Below are 22,794 nucleotides of genomic sequence, written 5' to 3'. Positions count from 1 at the left end.
AATATTAACAGGATACCTATAGTGCTGCTTTCTCTACTTAACAGTGCTCGTTTACGACCTGAATTACTGATTCTGGTACTAATGGTGATGATCATTTCTATGTTCGTCATTCCATTACCTACCTATCTGGTTGATTTCCTGATCGCACTGAATATCGTACTGGCGATATTGGTGTTTATGGGGTCGTTCTACATTGACAGAATCCTCAGTTTTTCAACGTTTCCTGCGGTACTGTTAATTACCACGCTCTTTCGTCTGGCATTATCGATCAGTACCAGCCGTCTTATCTTGATTGAAGCCGATGCCGGTGAAATTATCGCCACGTTCGGGCAATTCGTTATTGGCGATAGCCTGGCGGTGGGTTTTGTTGTCTTCTCTATTGTCACCGTGGTCCAGTTTATCGTTATTACCAAAGGTTCAGAACGCGTCGCGGAAGTCGCGGCCCGATTTTCTCTGGATGGTATGCCCGGTAAACAGATGAGTATTGATGCCGATTTGAAGGCCGGTATTATTGATGCGGATGCCGCGCGCGAACGGCGAAGCGTACTGGAAAGGGAAAGCCAGCTTTACGGTTCCTTTGACGGTGCGATGAAGTTTATCAAAGGTGACGCTATTGCCGGCATCATTATTATCTTTGTGAACTTTATTGGCGGTATTTCGGTGGGGATGACCCGCCATGGTATGGATTTGTCCTCCGCTCTGTCTACTTATACCATGCTGACCATTGGTGATGGTCTTGTCGCCCAGATCCCCGCATTGTTGATTGCGATTAGTGCCGGTTTTATCGTGACTCGCGTAAATGGCGATAGCGATAATATGGGGCGGAATATCATGACGCAGCTGTTGAACAACCCATTTGTATTGGTTGTTACGGCTATTTTGACCATTTCAATGGGAACTCTGCCGGGATTCCCGCTGCCGGTATTTGTTATTTTATCGGTGGTTTTAAGCGTACTCTTCTATTTTAAATTCCGTGAAGCAAAACGTAGCGCCGCCAAACCTAAAACCAGTAAAGGCGAGCAGCCGCTCAGTATTGAGGAAAAAGAAGGGTCGTCGTTGGGACTGATTGGCGATCTCGATAAAGTCTCTACAGAGACCGTACCGTTGATATTACTTGTGCCGAAGAGCCGGCGTGAAGATCTGGAAAAAGCTCAACTTGCGGAGCGTCTACGTAGTCAGTTCTTTATTGATTATGGCGTGCGCCTGCCGGAAGTATTGTTACGCGATGGCGAGGGCCTGGACGATAACAGCATCGTATTGTTGATTAATGAGATCCGTGTTGAACAATTTACGGTCTATTTTGATTTGATGCGAGTGGTAAATTATTCCGATGAAGTCGTGTCCTTTGGTATTAATCCAACAATCCATCAGCAAGGTAGCAGTCAGTATTTCTGGGTAACGCATGAAGAGGGGGAGAAACTCCGGGAGCTTGGCTATGTGTTGCGGAACGCGCTTGATGAGCTTTACCACTGTCTGGCGGTGACGCTGGCACGCAACGTCAATGAATATTTCGGTATTCAGGAAACAAAACATATGCTGGACCAACTGGAAGCGAAATTTCCTGATTTACTTAAAGAAGTGCTCAGACATGCCACGGTACAACGTATATCTGAAGTTTTGCAGCGTTTGTTAAGCGAACGTGTTTCCGTGCGTAATATGAAATTAATTATGGAAGCGCTCGCATTGTGGGCGCCAAGAGAAAAAGATGTCATTAACCTTGTGGAGCATATTCGTGGAGCAATGGCGCGTTATATTTGTCATAAATTCGCCAATGGCGGCGAATTACGAGCAGTAATGGTATCTGCTGAAGTTGAGGATGTTATTCGCAAAGGGATCCGTCAGACCTCTGGCAGTACCTTCCTCAGCCTTGATCCGGAAGCCTCCGCTAATTTGATGGATCTCATTACACTTAAGTTGGATGATTTATTGATTGCACATAAAGATCTTGTCCTCCTTACGTCTGTCGATGTCCGTCGATTTATTAAGAAAATGATTGAAGGTCGTTTTCCGGATCTGGAGGTTTTATCTTTCGGTGAGATAGCAGATAGCAAGTCAGTGAATGTTATAAAAACAATATAAGGGCTTAATTAAGGAAAAGATCTATGCAACATTTGGATATCGCTGAATTAGTTCGTTCCGCACTGGAAGTAAGTGGTTGCGATCCTTCACTCATCGGAGGAATAGATAGCCATTCAACAATTGTTCTGGATTTATTTGCATTGCCAAGTATCTGTATCAGCGTCAAGGACGATGATGTATGGATCTGGGCGCAATTGGGTGCTGACAGCATGGTGGTATTACAACAGCGGGCTTATGAAATCTTAATGACCATAATGGAAGGATGCCATTTTGCCCGCGGCGGGCAATTACTACTGGGGGAACAGAATGGGGAACTAACGCTTAAAGCCTTAGTGCATCCGGATTTTTTATCTGACGGTGAAAAGTTCTCTACTGCCTTGAATGGGTTTTACAACTATCTGGAAGTTTTTAGTCGGTCGCTAATGAGATGAAAACACCTCGTTTACTGCAATATCTGGCCTACCCACAAAAAATAACCGGCCCAATTATTGAGGCGGAATTGCGCGATGTGGCCATTGGCGAACTGTGTGAAATACGCCGTGGCTGGCACCAAAAACAGGTTGTTGCACGTGCGCAGGTGGTTGGCTTACAGCGGGAACGCACCGTGCTGAGCCTTATCGGCAATGCCCAGGGGCTGAGCCGCGATGTCGTGCTTTATCCCACTGGACGTGCGTTATCGGCGTGGGTGGGATACTCAGTATTAGGCGCGGTGTTGGATCCGACAGGGAAAATCGTTGAGCGTTTTACCCCTGAAGTGGCGCCGATTAGCGAAGAACGCGTTATTGATGTCGCACCGCCTTCTTACGCTTCGCGCGTTGGCGTCCGTGAACCGCTGATTACCGGTGTGCGCGCGATTGACGGGTTATTGACCTGTGGCGTAGGCCAGCGAATGGGCATTTTTGCCTCCGCAGGATGCGGTAAGACCATGCTGATGCATATGCTGATCGAGCAAACGGAGGCGGATGTCTTTGTTATTGGTCTTATCGGTGAACGAGGCCGTGAGGTCACTGAATTCGTGGATATGTTGCGCGCTTCGCATAAGAAAGAAAAATGCGTGCTGGTTTTTGCCACTTCCGATTTCCCCTCGGTCGATCGCTGCAATGCGGCGCAACTGGCGACAACCGTAGCGGAATATTTTCGCGACCAGGGAAAACGGGTCGTGCTTTTTATCGATTCCATGACCCGTTATGCGCGTGCTTTGCGAGACGTGGCACTGGCGTCGGGAGAGCGTCCGGCCCGTCGAGGTTATCCCGCCTCCGTATTCGATAATTTGCCCCGCTTGCTGGAACGCCCCGGGGCGACCAGCGAGGGAAGCATTACTGCCTTTTATACGGTACTGCTGGAAAGCGAGGAAGAGGCGGACCCGATGGCGGATGAAATTCGCTCTATCCTTGACGGTCACCTGTATCTGAGCAGAAAGCTGGCCGGGCAGGGACATTACCCGGCAATCGATGTACTGAAAAGTGTAAGCCGCGTTTTTGGACAAGTCACGACGCCGACACATGCTGAACAGGCATCTGCCGTGCGTAAATTAATGACGCGTCTGGAAGAGCTCCAGCTTTTCATTGATTTGGGAGAATATCGTCCTGGCGAAAATATCGATAACGATCGGGCGATGCAGATGCGGGATAGCCTGAAAGCGTGGTTATGCCAGCCGGTAGCGCAATATTCATCCTTTGATGACACGTTGAGCGGTATGAATGCATTCGCTGACCAGAATTAAAGTATTGCAGCGGCGCTGTACGGTATTTCATTCACAGTGTGAGTCGATATTACTTCGCTATCAGGATGAGGACCGCGGGCTGCAGGCCGAGGAGGAGGCGATCCTTGAACAAATAGCGGGTCTGAAATTGTTATTAGATACGCTGCGTGCAGAAAACAGACAGCTCAGTCGTGAGGAAATTTATACGTTATTACGTAAGCAGTCTATTGTTCGCCGGCAGATAAAAGATTTAGAACTCCAGATTATACAAATTCAGGAAAAACGGAGCGAGCTGGAAAAGAAAAGGGAAGAGTTTCAGAAAAAAAGTAAATATTGGTTGCGCAAAGAAGGGAACTATCAACGCTGGATAATCCGTCAGAAAAGACACTATATCCAGCGAGAGATACAGCAGGAAGAGGCCGAGTCAGAGGAGATAATTTAATGGGCGATGTGTCAGCTGTCAGTTCATCCGGGAACATTTTACTGCCGCAGCAGGATGAGGTTGGCGGTTTATCAGAAGCATTAAAAAAAGCGGTGGAAAAACATAAGACAGAATATTCCGGTGATAAAAAAGATCGCGACTATGGCGATGCTTTCGTAATGCATAAAGAAACGGCTTTACCGGTATTACTGGCGGCATGGCGACATGGCGCGCCAGCGAAATCAGAACATCACAATGGCAACGTTTCTGGTCTGCATCATAACGGAAAAGGCGAACTCAGGATTGCTGAAAAACTGTTGAAAGTCACTGCTGAAAAATCTGTCGGTTTGATTTCTGCGGAGGCCAAAGTAGATAAATCCGCAGCGTTGCTATCGCCTAAAAATAGGCCGTTAGAAAGCGTAAGCGGTAAAAAATTATCTGCTGATTTAAAAGCTGTGGAATCCGTTAGTGAAGTAACCGATAACGCCACGGGAATCTCTGACGATAATATCAAGGCATTGCCTGGGGATAATAAAGCCATCGCGGGCGAAGGCGTTCGTAAAGAGGGCGCGCCGCTGGCGCGGGATGTCGCACCTGCCCGAATGGCCGCAGCCAATACCGGTAAGCCTGACGATAAAGATCATAAAAAGGTTAAAGATATTTCTCAGCTTCCGCTGCAACCAACCACTATCGCCGATCTTAGCCAATTAACCGGCGGCGATGAAAAAATGCCTTTAGCGGCGCAATCAAAGCCGATGATGACTATTTTTCCCACTGCCGATGGCGTGAAAGGAGAGGATAGCTCGCTGACTTACCGTTTTCAGCGCTGGGGAAATGACTATTCCGTCAATATTCAGGCGCGGCAAGCAGGGGAGTTTTCGTTAATACCGTCAAATACGCAGGTTGAACATCGTTTGCATGATCAATGGCAAAACGGTAATCCCCAGCGCTGGCACCTGACGCGAGACGATCAACAAAATCCGCAGCAGCAACAGCACAGACAGCAATCTGGCGAGGAGGATGACGCCTGATGTCATTGCGTGTGAGACAGATTGATCGTCGCGAATGGCTATTGGCGCAAACCGCGACAGAATGCCAGCGCCATGGCCAGGAAGCTACGCTGGAATATCCGACGCGACAGGGAATGTGGGTTCGGTTGAGCGATGCAGAAAAACGGTGGTCGGCGTGGATTAAACCTGGGGACTGGCTTGAGCATGTCTCTCCCGCTCTGGCGGGGGCGGCGGTTTCTGCTGGCGCTGAGCATCTGGTCGTTCCCTGGCTTGCTGCAACAGAGCGACCGTTTGAGTTGCCCGTGCCGCATTTGTCCTGTCGGCGTTTATGCGTAGAGAACCCCGTGCCGGGAAGCGCGCTGCCGGAAGGGAAATTGTTGCACATTATGAGCGATCGGGGCGGCCTGTGGTTTGAGCATCTTCCTGAACTGCCTGCAGTCGGGGGCGGCAGGCCGAAAATGCTGCGTTGGCCGTTGCGCTTTGTAATCGGTAGCAGTGATACGCAGCGTTCGTTGCTGGGCCGAATCGGGATCGGAGATGTACTCCTGATTCGTACTTCCCGTGCGGAAGTTTATTGCTACGCGAAAAAGTTAGGTCATTTCAACCGTGTTGAAGGGGGAATTATTGTGGAAACGTTAGATATTCAACATATCGAAGAAGAAAATAATACAACTGAAACTGCAGAAACTCTGCCAGGCTTGAACCAATTGCCCGTCAAACTGGAATTTGTTTTGTATCGTAAGAACGTTACCCTCGCCGAACTCGAAGCCATGGGGCAGCAACAGCTATTATCACTGCCGACCAATGCTGAACTTAACGTTGAAATTATGGCGAATGGTGTTTTGCTGGGTAATGGCGAACTGGTACAGATGAATGACACCTTAGGCGTTGAGATCCATGAATGGCTGAGCGAGTCTGGTAATGGGGAATGATATCTCATTAATTGCCTTACTGGCATTTTCCACCCTGTTGCCATTTATTATTGCGTCAGGAACCTGTTTCGTTAAATTTTCTATTGTATTTGTCATGGTGCGTAACGCCCTGGGATTGCAGCAGATACCTTCAAATATGACGCTTAACGGCGTCGCATTGCTGCTTTCTATGTTTGTTATGTGGCCCATAATGCATGATGCCTACGTCTATTTTGAGGACGAAGATGTCACCTTTAATGATATTTCGTCATTAAGTAAACACGTTGATGAAGGTCTGGATGGTTATCGCGATTATCTGATCAAATATTCAGATCGCGAGTTAGTTCAGTTTTTTGAAAACGCGCAACTGAAGCGTCAGTATGGAGAAGAGACCGAGACGGTAAAGCGTGACAAAGATGAAATTGAAAAACCTTCAATATTTGCGTTGTTACCTGCTTATGCGCTGAGCGAAATAAAAAGCGCGTTTAAAATTGGTTTTTATCTTTATTTACCTTTTGTCGTCGTCGACCTGGTGGTATCCAGCGTGCTACTGGCGCTGGGGATGATGATGATGAGTCCGGTGACGATATCTACACCTATTAAGCTGGTGCTTTTTGTCGCGCTTGATGGCTGGACCTTACTGTCTAAGGGATTGATATTACAGTATATGGACATTGCAACATGACATCATTACGAGACGGGATAGTTAAATGGATGATTTAGTGTTTGCAGGTAATAAGGCGCTCTATCTTGTTTTGATCCTGTCAGGGTGGCCGACGATTGTCGCAACGATTATCGGCCTCCTGGTAGGGTTATTCCAGACGGTAACGCAATTACAGGAACAGACGCTGCCTTTTGGCATTAAATTACTTGGCGTGTGTTTGTGCTTGTTTTTACTGTCTGGCTGGTATGGCGAAGTTTTACTCTCTTACGGGCGTCAGGTGATATTCCTGGCGTTGGCTAAGGGGTAAAAAATGTTTTACGCGTTGTACTTTGAAATTCATCACCTGGTTGCGTCTGCGGCGCTAGGGTTTGCTCGCGTGGCGCCGATTTTTTTCTTCCTGCCGTTTTTGAATAGCGGGGTATTAAGCGGCGCGCCGAGAAACGCCATTATCATCCTGGTGGCATTGGGAGTATGGCCGCATGCATTGAACGAGGCGCCGCCGTTTTTATCGGTGGCGATGATCCCGTTAGTTCTGCAAGAAGCGGCGGTAGGCGTCATGCTGGGCTGTCTGCTGTCATGGCCTTTTTGGGTTATGCATGCGCTGGGTTGTATTATCGATAACCAGCGAGGGGCAACGCTAAGTAGCAGTATCGATCCGGCAAACGGTATTGATACCTCGGAAATGGCTAATTTCCTGAATATGTTTGCCGCTGTCGTTTATTTACAAAACGGCGGTCTGGTCACGATGGTTGACGTGTTAAATAAAAGCTATCAGCTATGCGATCCGATGAACGAGTGCACGCCTTCATTACCGCCGCTATTAACGTTTATTAATCAGGTGGCTCAAAACGCCTTGGTTCTGGCCAGTCCGGTGGTATTAGTGCTGTTGCTGTCAGAAGTATTCCTGGGTTTATTGTCGCGCTTTGCTCCGCAAATGAACGCTTTTGCGATTTCACTGACGGTAAAAAGCGGTATTGCCGTTTTAATTATGCTGCTTTATTTCTCTCCGGTACTACCGGACAATGTACTGCGACTCTCTTTCCAGGCCACAGGATTAAGCAGTTGGTTTTACGAGCGAGGGGCGACGCATGTCCTCGAATAAAACAGAAAAACCGACTAAAAAACGGCTGGAAGACTCCGCTAAAAAAGGCCAGTCATTTAAAAGTAAAGATCTCATTATCGCCTGCCTGACGCTGGGAGGAATTGCCTATCTGGTGTCGTATGGCTCATTTAATGAGTTTATGGGGATAATTAAGATCATTATTGCGGATAATTTTGATCAGAGCATGGCTGACTACAGTTTGGCCGTTTTTGGGATAGGGTTAAAATATCTGATTCCATTTATGCTGCTCTGCTTAGTGTGTTCCGCATTACCGGCGTTATTACAGGCCGGTTTTGTGCTGGCGACAGAAGCATTAAAGCCTAATTTATCGGCGTTAAACCCGGTAGAAGGGGCAAAAAAACTTTTTAGTATGCGCACGGTTAAAGATACGGTCAAAACCCTACTGTATCTCTCATCCTTTGTGGTGGCCGCCATCATTTGCTGGAAGAAATATAAGGTTGAAATCTTTTCTCAGCTAAATGGCAATATTGTAGGTATTGCCGTCATTTGGCGTGAACTTCTCCTCGCATTGGTATTAACTTGCCTTGCTTGCGCATTGATTGTCTTATTATTGGATGCTATTGCGGAATATTTCCTGACCATGAAAGATATGAAAATGGATAAGGAAGAAGTGAAGCGTGAAATGAAGGAGCAGGAAGGGAACCCAGAGGTTAAATCTAAAAGACGTGAAGTTCATATGGAAATTCTGTCTGAACAGGTGAAATCTGATATTGAAAACTCACGCCTGATTGTTGCCAACCCCACGCATATTACGATCGGGATTTATTTTAAACCCGAACTGATGCCGATTCCGATGATCTCGGTGTATGAAACGAATCAGCGCGCACTGGCCGTCCGCGCCTATGCGGAGAAGGTTGGCGTACCTGTGATCGTCGATATCAAACTGGCGCGCAGTCTTTTCAAAACCCATCGCCGTTATGATCTGGTGAGTCTGGAAGAAATTGATGAAGTTTTACGTCTTCTGGTTTGGCTGGAAGAGGTAGAAAACGCGGGCAAAGACGTTATTCAGCCACAAGAAAACGAGGTACGGCATTGAGCCGCGTAAAGCAGTAGCGATGTATTCATTGGGCGTTTTTTGAATGTTCACTAACCACCGTCGGGGTTTAATAACTGCATCAGATAAACGCAGTCGTTAAGTTCTACAAAGTCGGTGACAGATAACAGGAGTAAGTAATGGATTATCAAAATAATGTCAGCGAAGAACGTGTTGCGGAAATGATTTGGGATGCCGTTAGTGAAGGCGCCACGCTAAAAGACGTTCATGGGATCCCTCAAGATATGATGGACGGTTTATATGCTCATGCTTATGAGTTTTATAACCAGGGACGACTGGATGAAGCTGAGACATTCTTTCGTTTCTTATGCATTTATGATTTTTACAATCCCGATTACACCATGGGACTGGCGGCGGTATGCCAACTGAAAAAACAATTTCAGAAAGCATGTGACCTTTATGCAGTAGCGTTTACGTTACTTAAAAATGATTATCGCCCCGTTTTTTTTACCGGGCAGTGTCAATTATTAATGCGTAAGGCGGCAAAAGCCAGACAGTGTTTTGAACTTGTCAATGAACGTACTGAAGATGAGTCTCTGCGGGCAAAAGCGTTGGTCTATCTGGAGGCGCTAAAAACGGCGGAGACAGAGCAGCACAGTGAACAAGAAAAGGAATAATTATGGTAAATGACGCAAGTAGCATTAGCCGTAGCGGATATACCCAAAATCCGCGCCTCGCTGAGGCGGCTTTTGAAGGCGTTCGTAAGAACACGGACTTTTTAAAAGCGGCGGATAAAGCTTTTAAAGATGTGGTGGCAACGAAAGCGGGCGACCTTAAAGCCGGAACAAAGTCCGGCGAGAGCGCTATTAATACGGTGGGTCTGAAGCCGCCTACGGACGCCGCCCGGGAAAAACTCTCCAGCGAAGGGCAATTGACGTTACTGCTTGGCAAGTTAATGACCCTACTGGGTGATGTTTCGCTGTCTCAACTGGAGTCTCGTCTGGCGGTATGGCAGGCGATGATTGAGTCACAAAAAGAGATGGGGATTCAGGTATCGAAAGAATTCCAGACGGCTCTGGGAGAGGCTCAGGAGGCGACGGATCTCTATGAAGCCAGTATCAAAAAGACGGATACCGCCAAGAGTGTTTATGACGCTGCGGCCAAAAAACTGACGCAGGCGCAAAATAAATTGCAATCGCTGGACCCGGCTGACCCCGGCTATGCACAAGCTGAAGCCGCGGTAGAACAGGCAGGAAAAGAAGCGACAGAGGCGAAAGAGGCATTAGATAAGGCCACGGATGCGGCGGTTAAAGCAGGCACAGACGCCAAAGCGAAAGCCGAGAAAGCGGATAACATTCTGACTAAATTCCAGGGAACGGCTAATGCCGCCTCTCAGAATCAGGTTTCCCAGGGTGAGCAGGATAATCTGTCAAATGTCGCCCGCCTCACTATGCTCATGGCCATGTTTATTGAGATTGTGGGCAAAAATACGGAAGAAAGCCTGCAAAACGATCTTGCGCTTTTCAACGCCTTGCAGGAAGGGCGTCAGGCGGAGATGGAAAAGAAATCGGCTGAATTTCAGGAAGAGACGCGCAAAGCCGAGGAAACGAACCGCATTATGGGATGTATCGGGAAAGTCCTCGGCGCGCTGCTAACCATTGTCAGCGTTGTGGCCGCTGTTTTTACCGGTGGGGCGAGTCTGGCGCTGGCTGCGGTGGGACTTGCGGTAATGGTTGCCGATGAAATTGTGAAGGCGGCGACGGGGGTGTCGTTTATTCAGCAGGCGCTAAACCCGATTATGGAGCATGTGCTGAAGCCGTTAATGGAGCTGATTGGCAAGGCGATTACCAAAGCGCTGGAAGGATTAGGCGTCGATAAGAAAACGGCAGAGATGGCCGGCAGCATTGTTGGTGCGATTGTTGCCGCTATTGCGATGGTGGCGGTCATTGTGGTGGTCGCAGTTGTCGGGAAAGGCGCGGCGGCGAAACTGGGTAACGCGCTGAGCAAAATGATGGGCGAAACGATTAAGAAGTTGGTGCCTAACGTGCTGAAACAGTTGGCACAAAACGGCAGCAAACTCTTTACCCAGGGGATGCAACGTATTACTAGCGGCCTGGGTAATGTGGGTAGCAAGATGGGCCTGCAAACGAATGCCTTAAGTAAAGAGCTGGTAGGTAATACCCTAAATAAAGTGGCGTTGGGCATGGAAGTCACGAATACCGCAGCCCAGTCAGCCGGTGGGGTTGCCGAGGGGGTATTTATTAAAAATGCCAGCGAGGCGCTTGCTGATTTTATGCTCGCCCGTTTTGCCATGGATCAGATTCAGCAGTGGCTTAAACAATCCGTAGAAATATTTGGTGAAAACCAGAAGGTAACGGCGGAACTGCAAAAAGCCATGTCTTCTGCGGTACAGCAAAATGCGGATGCTTCGCGTTTTATTCTGCGCCAGAGTCGCGCATAAAAACTGCCAAAATAAAGGGAGAAAAATATGTTAATTAGTAATGTGGGAGTAAATTCCGCCGCTTATTTAAATAATCATTCTGTTGAGAATAGTTCACAGACAGCTTCGCAATCCGTTAGCGCTAAAGATATTCTGAATAGTATTGGTATTAGCAGCAGTAAAGTCAGTGACCTGGGGTTGAGTCCTACACTGAGCGCGCCTGCGCCAGGGGTATTAACGCAAACCCCCGGAACGATCACGTCCTTTTTAAAAGCCAGTATTCAAAATACCGACATGAATCAGGATTTGAATGCCCTGGCAAATAATGTCACGACTAAAGCGAATGAGGTTGTGCAAACCCAGTTACGCGAGCAGCAGGCAGAAGTCGGAAAGTTTTTTGATATTAGCGGAATGTCTTCCAGTGCCGTTGCGCTGTTGGCTGCCGCGAATACGTTAATGCTGACGTTGAACCAGGCTGATAGCAAACTGTCTGGTAAGTTGTCATTAGTCAGTTTTGATGCAGCTAAAACGACGGCAAGCTCCATGATGCGCGAAGGGATGAATGCGTTGTCCGGTAGTATTTCCCAGAGCGCGCTTCAGTTGGGGATCACTGGCGTGGGCGCCAAACTGGAATATAAGGGGCTGCAGAATGAAAGAGGCGCGCTTAAACATAATGCCGCGAAGATCGATAAACTGACCACTGAAAGCCACAGTATTAAAAACGTGCTGAACGGGCAGAATAGCGTCAAACTCGGTGCTGAAGGCGTCGATTCTCTGAAATCGTTAAATATGAAGAAAACCGGTACCGATGCGACGAAAAATCTTAATGATGCGACGCTTAAATCTAATGCCGGAACCAGCGCCACGGAAAGTCTGGGTATTAAAGACAGTAATAAACAAATCTCCCCTGAACATCAGGCTATTCTGTCGAAACGTCTTGAGTCTGTCGAATCCGATATTCGTCTTGAGCAGAATACCATGGATATGACCCGAATTGATGCGCGCAAGATGCAGATGACGGGCGATCTGATTATGAAGAACTCGGTCACGGTCGGTGGTATTGCAGGGGCGTCCGGGCAGTACGCCGCTACTCAGGAACGTTCCGAGCAGCAAATTAGCCAGGTGAATAACCGTGTTGCCAGCACCGCATCGGACGAAGCCCGTGAAAGTTCACGTAAATCGACCAGCCTGATTCAGGAAATGCTGAAAACAATGGAGAGCATTAACCAGTCGAAAGCATCCGCACTTGCTGCTATCGCAGGCAATATTCGCGCTTAATTTGAAAGGTCATCTATACGCCATCATGGGTGTGATTTAATCGCGCTCCTGATGGCGAACTGGGGATATTATGCTTAATATTCAAAATTATTCCGCTTCTCCTCATCCGGGGATCGTTGCCGAACGGCCGCAGACGCCCTCGGCGAGCGAGCACGTCGAGACTGCCGTGGTACCGTCTACCACAGAACATCGCGGTACAGATATCATTTCATTATCGCAGGCGGCTACTAAAATCCAGCAGGCACAGCAGACGCTGCAGTCAACGCCACCGATCTCTGAAGAGAATAATGACGAGCGCACGCTGGCGCGCCAGCAGTTGACCAGCAGCCTGAATGCGCTGGCGAAGTCTGGCGTGTCATTATCCGCAGAACAAAATGAGAACCTGCGGAGCGCGTTTTCTGCGCCGACGTCGGCCTTATTTAGCGCTTCGCCTATGGCGCAGCCGAGAACAACCATTTCTGATGCTGAGATTTGGGATATGGTTTCCCAAAATATATCGGCGATAGGTGACAGCTATCTGGGCGTTTATGAAAACGTTGTCGCAGTCTATACCGATTTTTATCAGGCCTTCAGTGATATTCTTTCCAAAATGGGAGGCTGGTTATTACCAGGTAAGGACGGTAATACCGTTAAGCTAGATGTTACCTCACTCAAAAATGATTTAAACAGTTTAGTCAGTAAATATAATCAAATAAACAGTAATACCGTTTTATTTCCAGCGCAGTCAGGCAGCGGCGTTAAAGTAGCCACTGAAGCGGAAGCGAGACAGTGGCTCAGTGAATTGAATTTACCGAATAGCTGCCTGAAATCTTATGGCTCCGGTTATGTCGTCACCGTTGATCTGACGCCATTACAAAAAATGGTTCAGGATATTGATGGTTTAGGCGCGCCGGGAAAAGATTCAAAACTCGAAATGGATAACGCCAAATATCAAGCCTGGCAGTCGGGTTTTAAAGCGCAGGAAGAAAATCTGAAAACCACATTACAGACGCTGACGCAAAAATATAGCAATGCCAATTCATTATACGACAACCTGGTAAAAGTGCTGAGCAGTACGATAAGTAGCAGCCTGGAAACCGCCAAAAGCTTCCTGCAAGGATAACAGAAGAGGATATTAATAATGGTTACAAGTGTAAGGACTCAGCCCCCCGTCATAATGCCAGGTATGCAGGCCGAGATCAAAACGCAGGCCACGAATCTTGCGGCGAATCTTTCCGCAGTCAGAGAAAGTGCCACAACGACGCTGTCAGGGGAAATTAGAGGCCCGCAACTGGAAGATTTTCCCGCGCTGATCAAACAGGCGAGTCTGGATGCGTTGTTTAAATGCGGGAAAGACGCTGAGGCGTTAAAAGAAGTTTTTACCAATTCAAATAATGTCGCCGGTAAGAAAGCGATAATGGAGTTTGCCGGGCTCTTTCGTTCAGCGCTCAACGCCACCAGTGATTCTCCTGCGGCGAAGACGCTACTGATGAAGGTGGGGGCAGAGTATACCGCGCAAATCATAAAAGATGGCCTGAAAGAAAAGTCAGCTTTTGGGCCATGGCTGCCAGAAACAAAGAAAGCGGAAGCGAAGCTGGAAAACCTGGAAAAGCAGCTGTTAGATATCATCAAAAATAACACTGGCGGTGAATTAAGTAAATTATCGACGAATCTTGTTATGCAGGAGGTGATGCCCTATATTGCCAGCTGCATTGAACATAACTTTGGCTGTACGTTGGATCCGTTAACCCGCAGCAGTCTTACGCAGCTTGTTGACAAAGCGGCGGCGAAGGCGGTTGAGGCGCTTGATATGTGCCACCAAAAATTAACGCAAGAGCAGGGTACCAGCGTAGGACGGGAAGCCCGGCACCTTGAAACGCAAACGTTGATACCCCTGCTGCTACGTAATGTTTTTGCACAAATTCCTGCAGATAAACTGCCTGACCCTAAAATTCCGGAACCTGCGGCTGGACCAGTACCTGATGGTGGGAAAAAAGCAGAACCTACGGGTATTAATATCAATATTAATATTGATAGCAGTAGCCATAGCGTGGATAACAGTAAGCATATTAACAATAGCCGAAGCCATGTCGATAATAGCCAGCGCCATATCGATAATAGCAACCATGATAATAGCCGGAAGACGATTGATAATAGCCGAACATTTATTGATAACAGCCAACGCCATGGCGAGTCACACCATTCGACTAACAGCAGTAACGTAAGTCATAGTCATTCGCGTGTGGATTCGACTACGCATCAAACGGAGACGGCACACAGCGCCAGCACAGGGGCAATTGACCATGGCATCGCGGGTAAAATTGACGTCACGGCTCATGCGACGGCAGAGGCTGTGACCAATTCTTCATCCGAAAGTAAAGATGGAAAGGTGGTCACGTCAGAAAAGGGCACTACGGGTGAAACACCCTCTTTTGATGAAGTTGATGGCGTAACCAGCAAGAACATTATCGGCAAGCCTGTACAGGCCACGGTGCACGGCGTTGATGATAATAAACAGCAAAGCCAGACGGCAGAGATTGTGAATGTGAAGCCGCTTGCCAGTCAACTGGCTGGCGTCGAGAATGTTAAAATCGATACCTTACAATCAGACTCGACGGTAATTACAGGTAATAAAGCCGGTACGACCGATAATGATAATAGCCAGACAGATAAGACTGGCCCATTTTCTGGTTTGAAGTTTAAGCAAAATAGTTTCCTCTCAACAGTACCGAGCGTTACGAATATGCATTCAATGCATTTCGACGCCCGTGAGACGTTTTTGGGGGTGATACGTAAAGCCCTGGAGCCGGATGCCTCTACACCGTTTCCTGTACGCAGAGCGTTTGACGGCTTGCGTGCGGAAATATTACCCAATGACACGATAAAGAGTGCAGCGTTGAAAGCGCAATGTAGCGATATTGACAAGCACCCAGAATTGAAAGCGAAAATGGAGACGCTTAAAGAGGTCATTACTCATCATCCACAAAAAGAAAAACTGGCTGAGATTGCACAGCAGTTTGCCAGAGAGGCGGGGCTGACCAGGCTAAAAGGGGAAACTGACTATGTGTTAAGTAATGTGCTGGACGGCCTTATCGGAGACGGCAGCTGGCGAGCTGGCCCGGCTTACGAGTCATACCTGAATAAACCTGGCGTGGATCGGGTTATTACTACCGTTGATGGCTTGCACATGCAGCGTTAATTAACCGGGAAAGATGCGATGAATATGGATATTGAAGCAAGAGTCAAAAAAGTGATCACCTCCTGTATTGCCGTTGATGTTGATAGTATCAATGGTCAGACCCATCTGGTTGAGGATCTTTACGCTGACTCATTGGATTTAATTGATATTGTATTTGGTCTTAGTGAGGAGTTTGACATTAGTTGTAATGAAAACGATCTTCCTGATATGACGACCTTTGCGGATATATGTCGTGTTGTTAAAAAAAGTCTTGAGTCCAGGGTGTAGTATTTTTCTCTCGCTCGACAACAATTGAACAAGATTAATTGTTATGAAAATCATCACACATGTAGTACCCGGTTCAGGTATGGCTGCAATATATGATGATATTGCTGACAGTTCGCGTTTTGTTATTAAAGGCAAGTTACGTCATGTTGAAAATGATCCGAAGGAGCTGCTGATATGTGTTCCGATGCGTAGTGAATGGCTATTCTACTGGATTAAAGGAGAGAAATATTGCGCCCGGCGATGGGCGCGAAAATGCATCAAAACATCATGTAACCAGATTAAATTTGAAGAAGCAATCTTATAAAAGATATAATTCAAGAGGAAAGTAAATTGCAAGCACACCAGGATATTATCGCTAATATTGGTGAGAAATTGGGTTTACCGCTCACTTTTGACGACAACAATCAGTGCTTATTACTACTCGATAGCGATATTTTTACGTCTATTGAAGCTAAAGATGATATCTGGTTATTGAACGGTATGATTATACCGTTATCGCCTGTTTGTGGCGATTCTATCTGGCGGCAGATTATGGTGATTAATGGTGAACTGGCTGCGAATAATGAAGGTACGTTAGCGTATATTGATGCTGCAGAGACGTTGTTGTTTATACATGCAATTACCGATCTGACAAATACTTACCATATTATATCGCAGCTTGAGTCATTTGTGAATCAGCAGGAAGCGCTCAAAAACATACTGCAGGAATATGCTAAAGTATGAGGAGAGAAAATTGAATAATTTAACGTTGTCTTCGTTTTCAAAAGTTGGTGTGTCGAATGATGCCCGACTTTATATTGCTAAGGAAAATACTGATAAGGCATATGTTGCGCCTGAAAAATTTTCGTCAAAAGTATTAACCTGGCTTGGAAAAATTCCGTTATTTAAAAACACTGAAGTGGTGCAAAAACATACGGAAAATATCAGAGTACAGGACCAAAAGATTTTACAGACATTTCTCCATGCACTAACGGAAAAATATGGGGAAACAGCGGTTAATGACGCACTGTTAATGTCCCGTATAAATATGAACAAACCCCTTACCCAACGTTTAGCAGTGCAGATCACGGAGTGTGTAAAAGCTGCTGACGAAGGGTTTACAAACCTTATTAATAGCAAGGATAATGTTGGTGTCAGGAATGCCGCTTTAGTCATAAAAGGCGGCGATACAAAAGTGGCAGAAAAAAATAACGATGTTGGAGCAGAAAGTAAGCAACCTTTACTCGATATCGCGCTAAAGGGACTTAAAAGAACATTACCGCAACTGGAACAAATGGATGGAAATAGCCTGCGAGAAAACTTCCAGGAGATGGCTTCAGGTAACGGCCCGCTGCGTTCATTAATGACGAATTTACAGAATTTAAATAAAATTCCAGAGGCTAAACAACTTAATGATTATGTTACAACGTTAACAAATATTCAGATAGGAGCAGACAGGTTCTCACAATGGGGAACCTGTGGGGGAGTGGTTGAGAGGTGGATTGATAAAGCCTCTACCCATGAATTAACCCAGGCTGTAAAAAAAATTCACGTTATTGCTAAAGAACTGAAAAACGTTACAGCTGAACTTGAGAAAATAAAAGCCGGCGCGCCAATGCCACAGACGATGAGCGGACCGACACTGGGCCTGGCACGGTTTGCGGTCAGCAGCATTCCAATTAATCAGCAAACCCAGGTGAAACTGAGCGATGGAATGCCTGTGCCAGTGAATACGTTAACTTTTGACGGTAAGCCTGTGGCATTAGCCGGTTCGTACCCAAAAAATACGCCGGATGCGCTGGAAGCGCATATGAAAATGCTTCTTGAAAAAGAATGTTCGTGCCTGGTGGTGTTAACGTCGGAAGATCAGATGCAGGCAAAACAATTACCACCCTATTTCAGAGGGAGCTACACCTTTGGCGAGGTGCATACCAACAGCCAAAAAGTGAGCTCAGCCAGTCAGGGAGGTGCGGTAGACCAATACAATATGCAACTGTCCTGCGGAGAAAAGCAGTATACAATCCCGGTATTACATGTCAAAAATTGGCCAGATCACCAGCCGTTACCGTCTACTAATCAGTTAGAATACCTGGCGGATATTGTGAAAAATAGTAACCAAAATGGCGCGCCGGGGCGTAGTTCATCAGATAAGCATTTACCGATGATTCATTGTCTGGGCGGAGTGGGGAGAACCGGAACGATGGCGGCGGCTCTTGTACTTAAGGATAATCCTCATAGTAATCTGGAGCAGGTACGTGCAGATTTCCGGGATTCACGGAACAATAGAATGCTGGAAGACGCCTCACAGTTTGTACAACTAAAAGCAATGCAAGCCCAGTTGCTTATGACGACGGCAAGCTGATAAAAAAATAGCTTACTTTTAGAACTATCTGAAAGTAAGCTATTCCTGTCTCATTATTTGTTTACCGCGATAGAAAGTCTTTTGTTTTTCTCTTCTGCTGACATCCCTTTTAATTTTCTGTAATTCTCCCAAATTTTTTTAGCATAACGTTTCCTTATATCCGATCGTTTCGGTGACGTCCCGGCATTATAAGCGCCAACGGCCTCCCAGCTATAACCGTAGATTTTCATCATATCTGATAAAATGGATGCGCCCACAATGACAGAAATGCAGGGATCCTGTAACAACTGTTTTTCACTAATCCCCATTTTTTTCAGCCTTTTCATATGGAAGCTGTTAATTTGCATCAGGCCAAGATCGGTTGAACCATCTCGGTTATGACCAATGGCGCCAGGTTTCATCGCCGATTCCTGCTGGGCGATAGCGTAAAGTAGTTCGGATTCAATATTGAACATTTTTTCAGCCTGAAGCCAGCAATCAGCCCATGCTGTATTTATGCTAAGCAACCAGATTACGATGATAAAAAAATAATGCATATCTCCTCTCTCAGATTTTACCGTAATTTAATCAAGCGGGGATCCTGTTTCCATCTTTTGAACCAAATATTGTCTTCGTTTTTAAATTTATTCCACATTTTCTCGGCAATAGCTTCGCCGTGGGCAACCAGCACTAACGGTAATAATCCCGGATTATTATCAATACGCTGTTCGCTTTCCAGAAACTCTCTTATCGTTGGTAAGGCACGCTCGCTATTCTGACAGTATTCAGCATAAAGAAGATTAACAGCAATAAGTCCTGTTATTTCCTGCGTGGATATTTCTTTAGTTAATTTTCGTGCCAGTTCATGTTTACCTTTAAGCGAAAGAAACATAACCTGCATACTTAATAATATTGGATTATCCTGCAGGTGTTGTGAGCGTAATTCATCGCCTAAACGTATAGCATCATCAATACCGGTATGATAATAGGTAATCCACAGCTTAGTGATCCCTGCGGCTGCGCGCGTTGGATCCAATTTTAAACACTCGTTAATCGTTTGTAAGGCCTCCTCCAACTGACCAGCCATGAAAAGATTCCAGCCATAATAATATTTAATATCTGCAGAGATGGGCGAAAGTAAGTTAGCTTGTTTGAATAGCAAACTCCCGACGATGTATTCTGAATGAATCGTATTAATTAGCCCCAGTAATCCTAAAGCTTGTGGATTATTGTGGTCCAGCTCTGTCGCCTTAATCGCATGTTCTTTAGCTTTGATCATGGCATTTTGTTTATCAAAAATCCCCATTTGCGCCATGCTGAGGTAGCATTCAGCCAGCGCACAGTAAGGCGCAATGCTGTTTGGCGACATGTTGACGCATTGAGTCAGCAATTTAAGCGCTTGCTGTAAGCTATAGGGGGTGTATTGATTTAACTCATGCTTACCGCGTAAGTAAACCATAGTGCTGTCAATCGAATTTAGCTCGCTAATCTGCTTTGTGTCCCAGCGAAGCCCGGGAATACATCTGAGCAAAAGATTCGCAATTTTGTTTTGCAAGAGAGAAGCGGGTTGGTGTTCTATCAACTTAATGCTTTCCTGGTGCAGCAGGTGATAACCTTTAACCCGAACTATCTCGATCTGTACAATATTATCATTGCCATCGGGTATCATCTGCCCGGAGATATAATAATCGGGGCGTAATTGATCCATGAGCTCAAGTATATCCTTAACACTGCGGCAGTTCTTCGTAATGGTCACCGGCAGCACGCTCAGGCCAAAGGGCGCATACTGCGATAATCCCTTCACGATAGAGTAATGCAGACTCTCGGATTGAACCTGATCCTGCATCTGAAAAGGAAGTATCGCCAATGTATGAGTTGTAGGTTGCGGCGCTGGCGGAGACACCACTACGACCGGACGATTAAACCGATAGCCCTGTCCGTACAGTGTTTCAATGTAACGATGCTCTTTATCTTCCGACAGAATACGTCGTAAGGCATAAATACAGCGGGTAAGAGATTCTTCGTTAACTTCCGCGTCGCCCCATACCTGGTCCAGTAAGGTGTTTTTACTGACAATCTCGCCGGCGGCTTCGAGCAGGATGACCAGAACGGCATATTCTTTTGGCGGAATATTGACTTTCTTTTCTGAGCGTAGCAGGGAGCCGTCCATGTTGAGTATGAAATCATCAAAGACGAATTTTTTATTCGATACAGGAACAGGATTAAAATGTGGCATGATAATAGTGTATTCTCTTACAGGGTGAAAAGTTATAATAACTAATACAAGTCGTTAGGATAGAATCTACTGTTTCAGTAATTCTGCTGTTAGTACTAACGGTCAGGTTGAGCTTTTATTATGAGCTTAATGTCATATTGTACGGGCTCGGGTTTATATGTTTTTAACATTTGATTATTTAGCTTATGCCTGTGCTTTAAATAACTGACATGTTGGTAATAATATTGTTATAACTAACCGTGATTATTGAATGGACGCTGTCGTATATCCTGGAGCAGAGAGTCAGCGCCGGGCATCTAAATATTTACATATTTAACTTGGCCTCATTGCAATAGAGATTAGTTTTGTAGCTATCTTACTGCATTTTTTGGGGGTGTAAATGCTGCTTATTATATCTTCATGGTTAATGGTCTGATAATTACACCATCAGAACCATTTTTCTCGAAGATTTCCACTAAATGACCATTCGTTGAAAGTTTAAGAGTGTAATTTGTCTTAGGTTCCAAAATATAAATGAAAAACTGTTTTTAATGGTGCGCTTATTTTTATATTTTTTTGCAAAATAATGATATCGTCTTTTCTTTACTCCCTTCAGCTATCGCGTCAAAAAGGCAGGGGGTTTATGAGCAGTATCATCCTCAGGCTGGCCCCCTGGCATTATATCGATATCAGGAGGAAGAGAAGAGGTATGCCAGGCAGAAGCTAACAAGTGTGACTGTTTCGGTGTAGACCGTTCAGGCAAATAGTTCTCAGAGGGAACGGATGATGTATAAATATGAATGAAATGCCGGCCTTAATCCACAGGGTTAAAGCCGGAAGGAGATAGTGTCATCTGGACGAATTCTTACGCTGTGAATAAGGCAATATCGGTTTACCAGTCATCATAGCGATGACAAGTTCACAAAAATCGTGTTATATAATCAGCCTTACTTTAAATTACCAGAGATATCAGTATAAGCTGTCTTCCGGACAGAACAATGATATTAAATAGCCTCCCATCCTGATATAGCGTGTTAATGCGCAGTCTGAATTTTAAATTATTACAATTTTAATAAAAATCTTTACTTGAGTGACAGATACAAAAAATGTTAATGGTTCGCCATTTTTATGAATGTCGATGGCGTAGTTTTAAAATATTTTTTGAAACATTGAATGAAGTAGGACGTGCTGTCATAACCACATTTTAATGCTACAGCATTAACATTATGGTTGCCTATGCGTAAAAGTTTTGCTGCCTGATTCATTCTTGCCGATAAGTAGATGTCGCTAAAGCTGGTACCTTCTTCTGCAAGTTTCCGTTTGAGCGTTGACGTACTCATAAATATATGATCGGCAACATCCGTAAGCTTCCACTGTCTACTGGGTGACGAAGATATAATGTTGTAAACGCGCTCCTTTAACGTTATCTGAGCCGAGCTAAGGATGATCTCACAACTCTCCGGGAGTCGGAGAAAAGCAGTAAGCAGGAACAGCAGAAAATAAGGAATTAACTCTTCATTTTCAATACAACTCTTGTTGTTACAGTTACTGCAACCTTTGCTTGTATCCTTCGTACAGGAGAACGCCGTTTTCAGATGTTCAAATACCTCTCTTCTGGCAGGAAAGTCAGGCGTATAGAAGATTTTCTGCGCTTTCTCTGTGGGTACCGCCATTTTGGTTTGCTGCTCGTTTGGGATAAGTGCATAGAGAGCGCCAAGTCGTTGCGTCGGTATCTCGAGTATATCGAAATCCATGTGGTCATTGACCTCTTCAAGCGTCACGTTAACTACCTGCTCTTTTTTGAGCACCAACATCCCAGGTTCGTCACAGTAAATCGTATCGTGATTATTGCTAATCGTCAGTTTACCGCTCCGAAAGCAAACTAAAGTGAAACTGCTTACATAAAGATTTTTGATGGTAACCTGCTGAGTCTGACTTTTAATTTGCTGCCGGGTATTTGTCAAAAGTGATTTTAATTTCTGTAAGTTATCTGCGGCAGGACGCTGATGACTATTACTTACAAAGGTTACATTTTCCATATTATCCCTTTGTTGATGTTATTTTAATGTTCCTTACTGGTATCCTACTGAAAAAATCTGAGTTGTAAATGCTCTTTATTAGCGTGTGTTGGCAATGGTCTGATTGTTACACCAAAAGAACCCAAATTTGGGTAATTTATCTACAGTAGTTTA

Annotated in this window: 22 protein-coding genes; 19 read left to right on the top strand and 3 right to left on the bottom strand. The window is 45.7% G+C overall.

Annotation, left to right across the window (positions count from 1 at the left end; all coding sequences use genetic code 11):
• The first annotated feature begins 21 nt into the window (after positions 1–21).
• The 19 genes from invA (at position 22) to sptP (ending at position 18,408) form a co-directional block, all read left to right on the top strand.
• Positions 22–2,079: a type III secretion system export apparatus protein InvA gene (gene invA, locus ABVM99_RS05065; protein WP_000927219.1), complete on the top strand. Its 2,058-nt coding sequence runs from the start codon at positions 22–24 to the stop codon at positions 2,077–2,079.
• A 23-nt stretch (positions 2,080–2,102) separates the two neighbouring features.
• Complete coding sequence (spaK, locus tag ABVM99_RS05060; RefSeq protein WP_001164066.1) at positions 2,103–2,510, top strand: SPI-1 type III secretion system chaperone SpaK; 408 nt, start codon at positions 2,103–2,105, stop codon at positions 2,508–2,510.
• Positions 2,507–3,802 (top strand): SctN family type III secretion system ATPase InvC, encoded by a 1,296-nt coding sequence (gene invC / locus ABVM99_RS05055; protein WP_000856766.1) that lies wholly within the window; start codon positions 2,507–2,509, stop codon positions 3,800–3,802. Before spaK ends, invC begins: the two co-directional genes overlap by 4 nt.
• Complete coding sequence (spaM, locus tag ABVM99_RS05050; RefSeq protein WP_000555884.1) at positions 3,780–4,223, top strand: SPI-1 type III secretion system protein SpaM; 444 nt, start codon at positions 3,780–3,782, stop codon at positions 4,221–4,223. Before invC ends, spaM begins: the two co-directional genes overlap by 23 nt.
• Positions 4,223–5,233 (top strand): SPI-1 type III secretion system protein SpaN, encoded by a 1,011-nt coding sequence (spaN, locus tag ABVM99_RS05045; protein ID WP_023195219.1) that lies wholly within the window; start codon positions 4,223–4,225, stop codon positions 5,231–5,233. Before spaM ends, spaN begins: the two co-directional genes overlap by 1 nt.
• Positions 5,233–6,144 carry an SPI-1 type III secretion system protein SpaO gene (gene spaO, locus ABVM99_RS05040; protein ID WP_000058726.1) on the top strand — a complete coding sequence of 304 codons (912 nt, stop codon included), beginning with the start codon at positions 5,233–5,235 and terminating at the stop codon, positions 6,142–6,144. The genes spaN and spaO overlap by 1 nt, the downstream gene beginning before the upstream one ends.
• Positions 6,134–6,808: an SPI-1 type III secretion system export apparatus protein SpaP gene (gene spaP / locus ABVM99_RS05035; protein ID WP_000526016.1), complete on the top strand. Its 675-nt coding sequence runs from the start codon at positions 6,134–6,136 to the stop codon at positions 6,806–6,808. The genes spaO and spaP overlap by 11 nt, the downstream gene beginning before the upstream one ends.
• Positions 6,809–6,833: 25 nt before the next feature.
• Complete coding sequence (spaQ, locus tag ABVM99_RS05030) at positions 6,834–7,094, top strand: SPI-1 type III secretion system export apparatus protein SpaQ (RefSeq protein ID WP_000342503.1); 261 nt, start codon at positions 6,834–6,836, stop codon at positions 7,092–7,094.
• A 3-nt stretch (positions 7,095–7,097) separates the two neighbouring features.
• Complete coding sequence (gene spaR / locus ABVM99_RS05025; protein ID WP_000498965.1) at positions 7,098–7,889, top strand: SPI-1 type III secretion system export apparatus protein SpaR; 792 nt, start codon at positions 7,098–7,100, stop codon at positions 7,887–7,889.
• Positions 7,876–8,946 carry an SPI-1 type III secretion system export apparatus protein SpaS gene (spaS, locus tag ABVM99_RS05020; protein WP_000097719.1) on the top strand — a complete coding sequence of 357 codons (1,071 nt, stop codon included), beginning with the start codon at positions 7,876–7,878 and terminating at the stop codon, positions 8,944–8,946. Before spaR ends, spaS begins: the two co-directional genes overlap by 14 nt.
• Positions 8,947–9,083: 137 nt before the next feature.
• Entirely contained in the window at positions 9,084–9,581 is a 498-nt protein-coding gene (gene sicA / locus ABVM99_RS05015) for a SycD/LcrH family type III secretion system chaperone SicA (protein ID WP_000386309.1), read from the top strand.
• A 2-nt stretch (positions 9,582–9,583) separates the two neighbouring features.
• Positions 9,584–11,365, top strand: coding sequence for an SPI-1 type III secretion system needle tip complex protein SipB (sipB, locus tag ABVM99_RS05010; protein WP_000245779.1), 1,782 nt, complete (start codon positions 9,584–9,586; stop codon positions 11,363–11,365).
• A 27-nt stretch (positions 11,366–11,392) separates the two neighbouring features.
• Positions 11,393–12,622 carry an SPI-1 type III secretion system needle tip complex protein SipC gene (gene sipC, locus ABVM99_RS05005; protein ID WP_001650492.1) on the top strand — a complete coding sequence of 410 codons (1,230 nt, stop codon included), beginning with the start codon at positions 11,393–11,395 and terminating at the stop codon, positions 12,620–12,622.
• Between the two features lie 70 nt (positions 12,623–12,692).
• Positions 12,693–13,724 carry an SPI-1 type III secretion system needle tip complex protein SipD gene (gene sipD / locus ABVM99_RS05000; RefSeq protein WP_023195220.1) on the top strand — a complete coding sequence of 344 codons (1,032 nt, stop codon included), beginning with the start codon at positions 12,693–12,695 and terminating at the stop codon, positions 13,722–13,724.
• A gap of 18 nt (positions 13,725–13,742) precedes the next feature.
• Positions 13,743–15,800, top strand: coding sequence for an SPI-1 type III secretion system effector SipA (sipA, locus tag ABVM99_RS04995; RefSeq protein WP_023195221.1), 2,058 nt, complete (start codon positions 13,743–13,745; stop codon positions 15,798–15,800).
• Between the two features lie 18 nt (positions 15,801–15,818).
• Positions 15,819–16,067, top strand: a complete 249-nt coding sequence (locus ABVM99_RS04990; RefSeq protein ID WP_001055579.1) for an acyl carrier protein — start codon at positions 15,819–15,821, stop codon at positions 16,065–16,067.
• Positions 16,068–16,110: 43 nt separating this feature from the next.
• Positions 16,111–16,371 (top strand): hypothetical protein, encoded by a 261-nt coding sequence (locus ABVM99_RS04985; protein WP_000692252.1) that lies wholly within the window; start codon positions 16,111–16,113, stop codon positions 16,369–16,371.
• A 26-nt stretch (positions 16,372–16,397) separates the two neighbouring features.
• Positions 16,398–16,790, top strand: a complete 393-nt coding sequence (gene sicP, locus ABVM99_RS04980; protein ID WP_001147851.1) for a chaperone SicP — start codon at positions 16,398–16,400, stop codon at positions 16,788–16,790.
• Positions 16,777–18,408 carry an SPI-1 type III secretion system effector GTPase-activating protein SptP gene (gene sptP, locus ABVM99_RS04975; protein ID WP_023195222.1) on the top strand — a complete coding sequence of 544 codons (1,632 nt, stop codon included), beginning with the start codon at positions 16,777–16,779 and terminating at the stop codon, positions 18,406–18,408. The genes sicP and sptP overlap by 14 nt, the downstream gene beginning before the upstream one ends.
• A 53-nt stretch (positions 18,409–18,461) precedes the next feature.
• Here sptP and iagB read toward each other — a convergent pair whose 3' ends face one another.
• From iagB to hilD, 3 genes are all read right to left on the bottom strand, one after another.
• Positions 18,462–18,944: an SPI-1 type III secretion system invasion protein IagB gene (gene iagB / locus ABVM99_RS04970; RefSeq protein ID WP_000558930.1), complete on the bottom strand. Its 483-nt coding sequence runs from the start codon at positions 18,942–18,944 to the stop codon at positions 18,462–18,464.
• Between the two features lie 17 nt (positions 18,945–18,961).
• On the bottom strand, positions 18,962–20,623 hold the full coding sequence (gene hilA / locus ABVM99_RS04965; RefSeq protein ID WP_001120085.1) for a transcriptional regulator HilA: 1,662 nt from the start codon (positions 20,621–20,623) through the stop codon (positions 18,962–18,964).
• Between the two features lie 1,088 nt (positions 20,624–21,711).
• A complete protein-coding gene (gene hilD, locus ABVM99_RS04960) occupies positions 21,712–22,641 on the bottom strand; it encodes a transcriptional regulator HilD (RefSeq protein ID WP_052938320.1) in 930 nt (309 codons plus the stop codon).
• Between the last annotated feature and the right edge of the window lie 153 nt (positions 22,642–22,794).

The organism is Salmonella sp. SJTUF15591, from assembly GCF_043356435.1.
Taxonomy (GTDB): Bacteria; Pseudomonadota; Gammaproteobacteria; order Enterobacterales; family Enterobacteriaceae; genus Salmonella; species Salmonella enterica.
This window is presented reverse-complemented; position numbering and strand designations above follow the sequence as displayed.

Coding starts and splice junctions, on each gene's coding strand:
- sipA (WP_023195221.1), top strand. CDS start 13,743: ATGGTTACAAGTGTAAGGACTCAGCCCCCCGTCATAATGCCAGGTATG.
- invC (WP_000856766.1), top strand. CDS start 2,507: ATGAAAACACCTCGTTTACTGCAATATCTGGCCTACCCACAAAAAATA.
- sptP (WP_023195222.1), top strand. CDS start 16,777: ATGCTAAAGTATGAGGAGAGAAAATTGAATAATTTAACGTTGTCTTCG.
- spaN (WP_023195219.1), top strand. CDS start 4,223: ATGGGCGATGTGTCAGCTGTCAGTTCATCCGGGAACATTTTACTGCCG.
- spaS (WP_000097719.1), top strand. CDS start 7,876: ATGTCCTCGAATAAAACAGAAAAACCGACTAAAAAACGGCTGGAAGAC.
- spaK (WP_001164066.1), top strand. CDS start 2,103: ATGCAACATTTGGATATCGCTGAATTAGTTCGTTCCGCACTGGAAGTA.
- spaP (WP_000526016.1), top strand. CDS start 6,134: ATGGGGAATGATATCTCATTAATTGCCTTACTGGCATTTTCCACCCTG.
- hilD (WP_052938320.1), bottom strand. CDS start 22,641: ATGGAAAATGTAACCTTTGTAAGTAATAGTCATCAGCGTCCTGCCGCA.
- spaM (WP_000555884.1), top strand. CDS start 3,780: ATGCATTCGCTGACCAGAATTAAAGTATTGCAGCGGCGCTGTACGGTA.
- spaR (WP_000498965.1), top strand. CDS start 7,098: ATGTTTTACGCGTTGTACTTTGAAATTCATCACCTGGTTGCGTCTGCG.
- ABVM99_RS04990 (WP_001055579.1), top strand. CDS start 15,819: ATGAATATGGATATTGAAGCAAGAGTCAAAAAAGTGATCACCTCCTGT.
- hilA (WP_001120085.1), bottom strand. CDS start 20,623: ATGCCACATTTTAATCCTGTTCCTGTATCGAATAAAAAATTCGTCTTT.
- sipC (WP_001650492.1), top strand. CDS start 11,393: ATGTTAATTAGTAATGTGGGAGTAAATTCCGCCGCTTATTTAAATAAT.
- ABVM99_RS04985 (WP_000692252.1), top strand. CDS start 16,111: ATGAAAATCATCACACATGTAGTACCCGGTTCAGGTATGGCTGCAATA.
- iagB (WP_000558930.1), bottom strand. CDS start 18,944: ATGCATTATTTTTTTATCATCGTAATCTGGTTGCTTAGCATAAATACA.
- spaO (WP_000058726.1), top strand. CDS start 5,233: ATGTCATTGCGTGTGAGACAGATTGATCGTCGCGAATGGCTATTGGCG.
- sipB (WP_000245779.1), top strand. CDS start 9,584: ATGGTAAATGACGCAAGTAGCATTAGCCGTAGCGGATATACCCAAAAT.
- sicA (WP_000386309.1), top strand. CDS start 9,084: ATGGATTATCAAAATAATGTCAGCGAAGAACGTGTTGCGGAAATGATT.
- sipD (WP_023195220.1), top strand. CDS start 12,693: ATGCTTAATATTCAAAATTATTCCGCTTCTCCTCATCCGGGGATCGTT.
- spaQ (WP_000342503.1), top strand. CDS start 6,834: ATGGATGATTTAGTGTTTGCAGGTAATAAGGCGCTCTATCTTGTTTTG.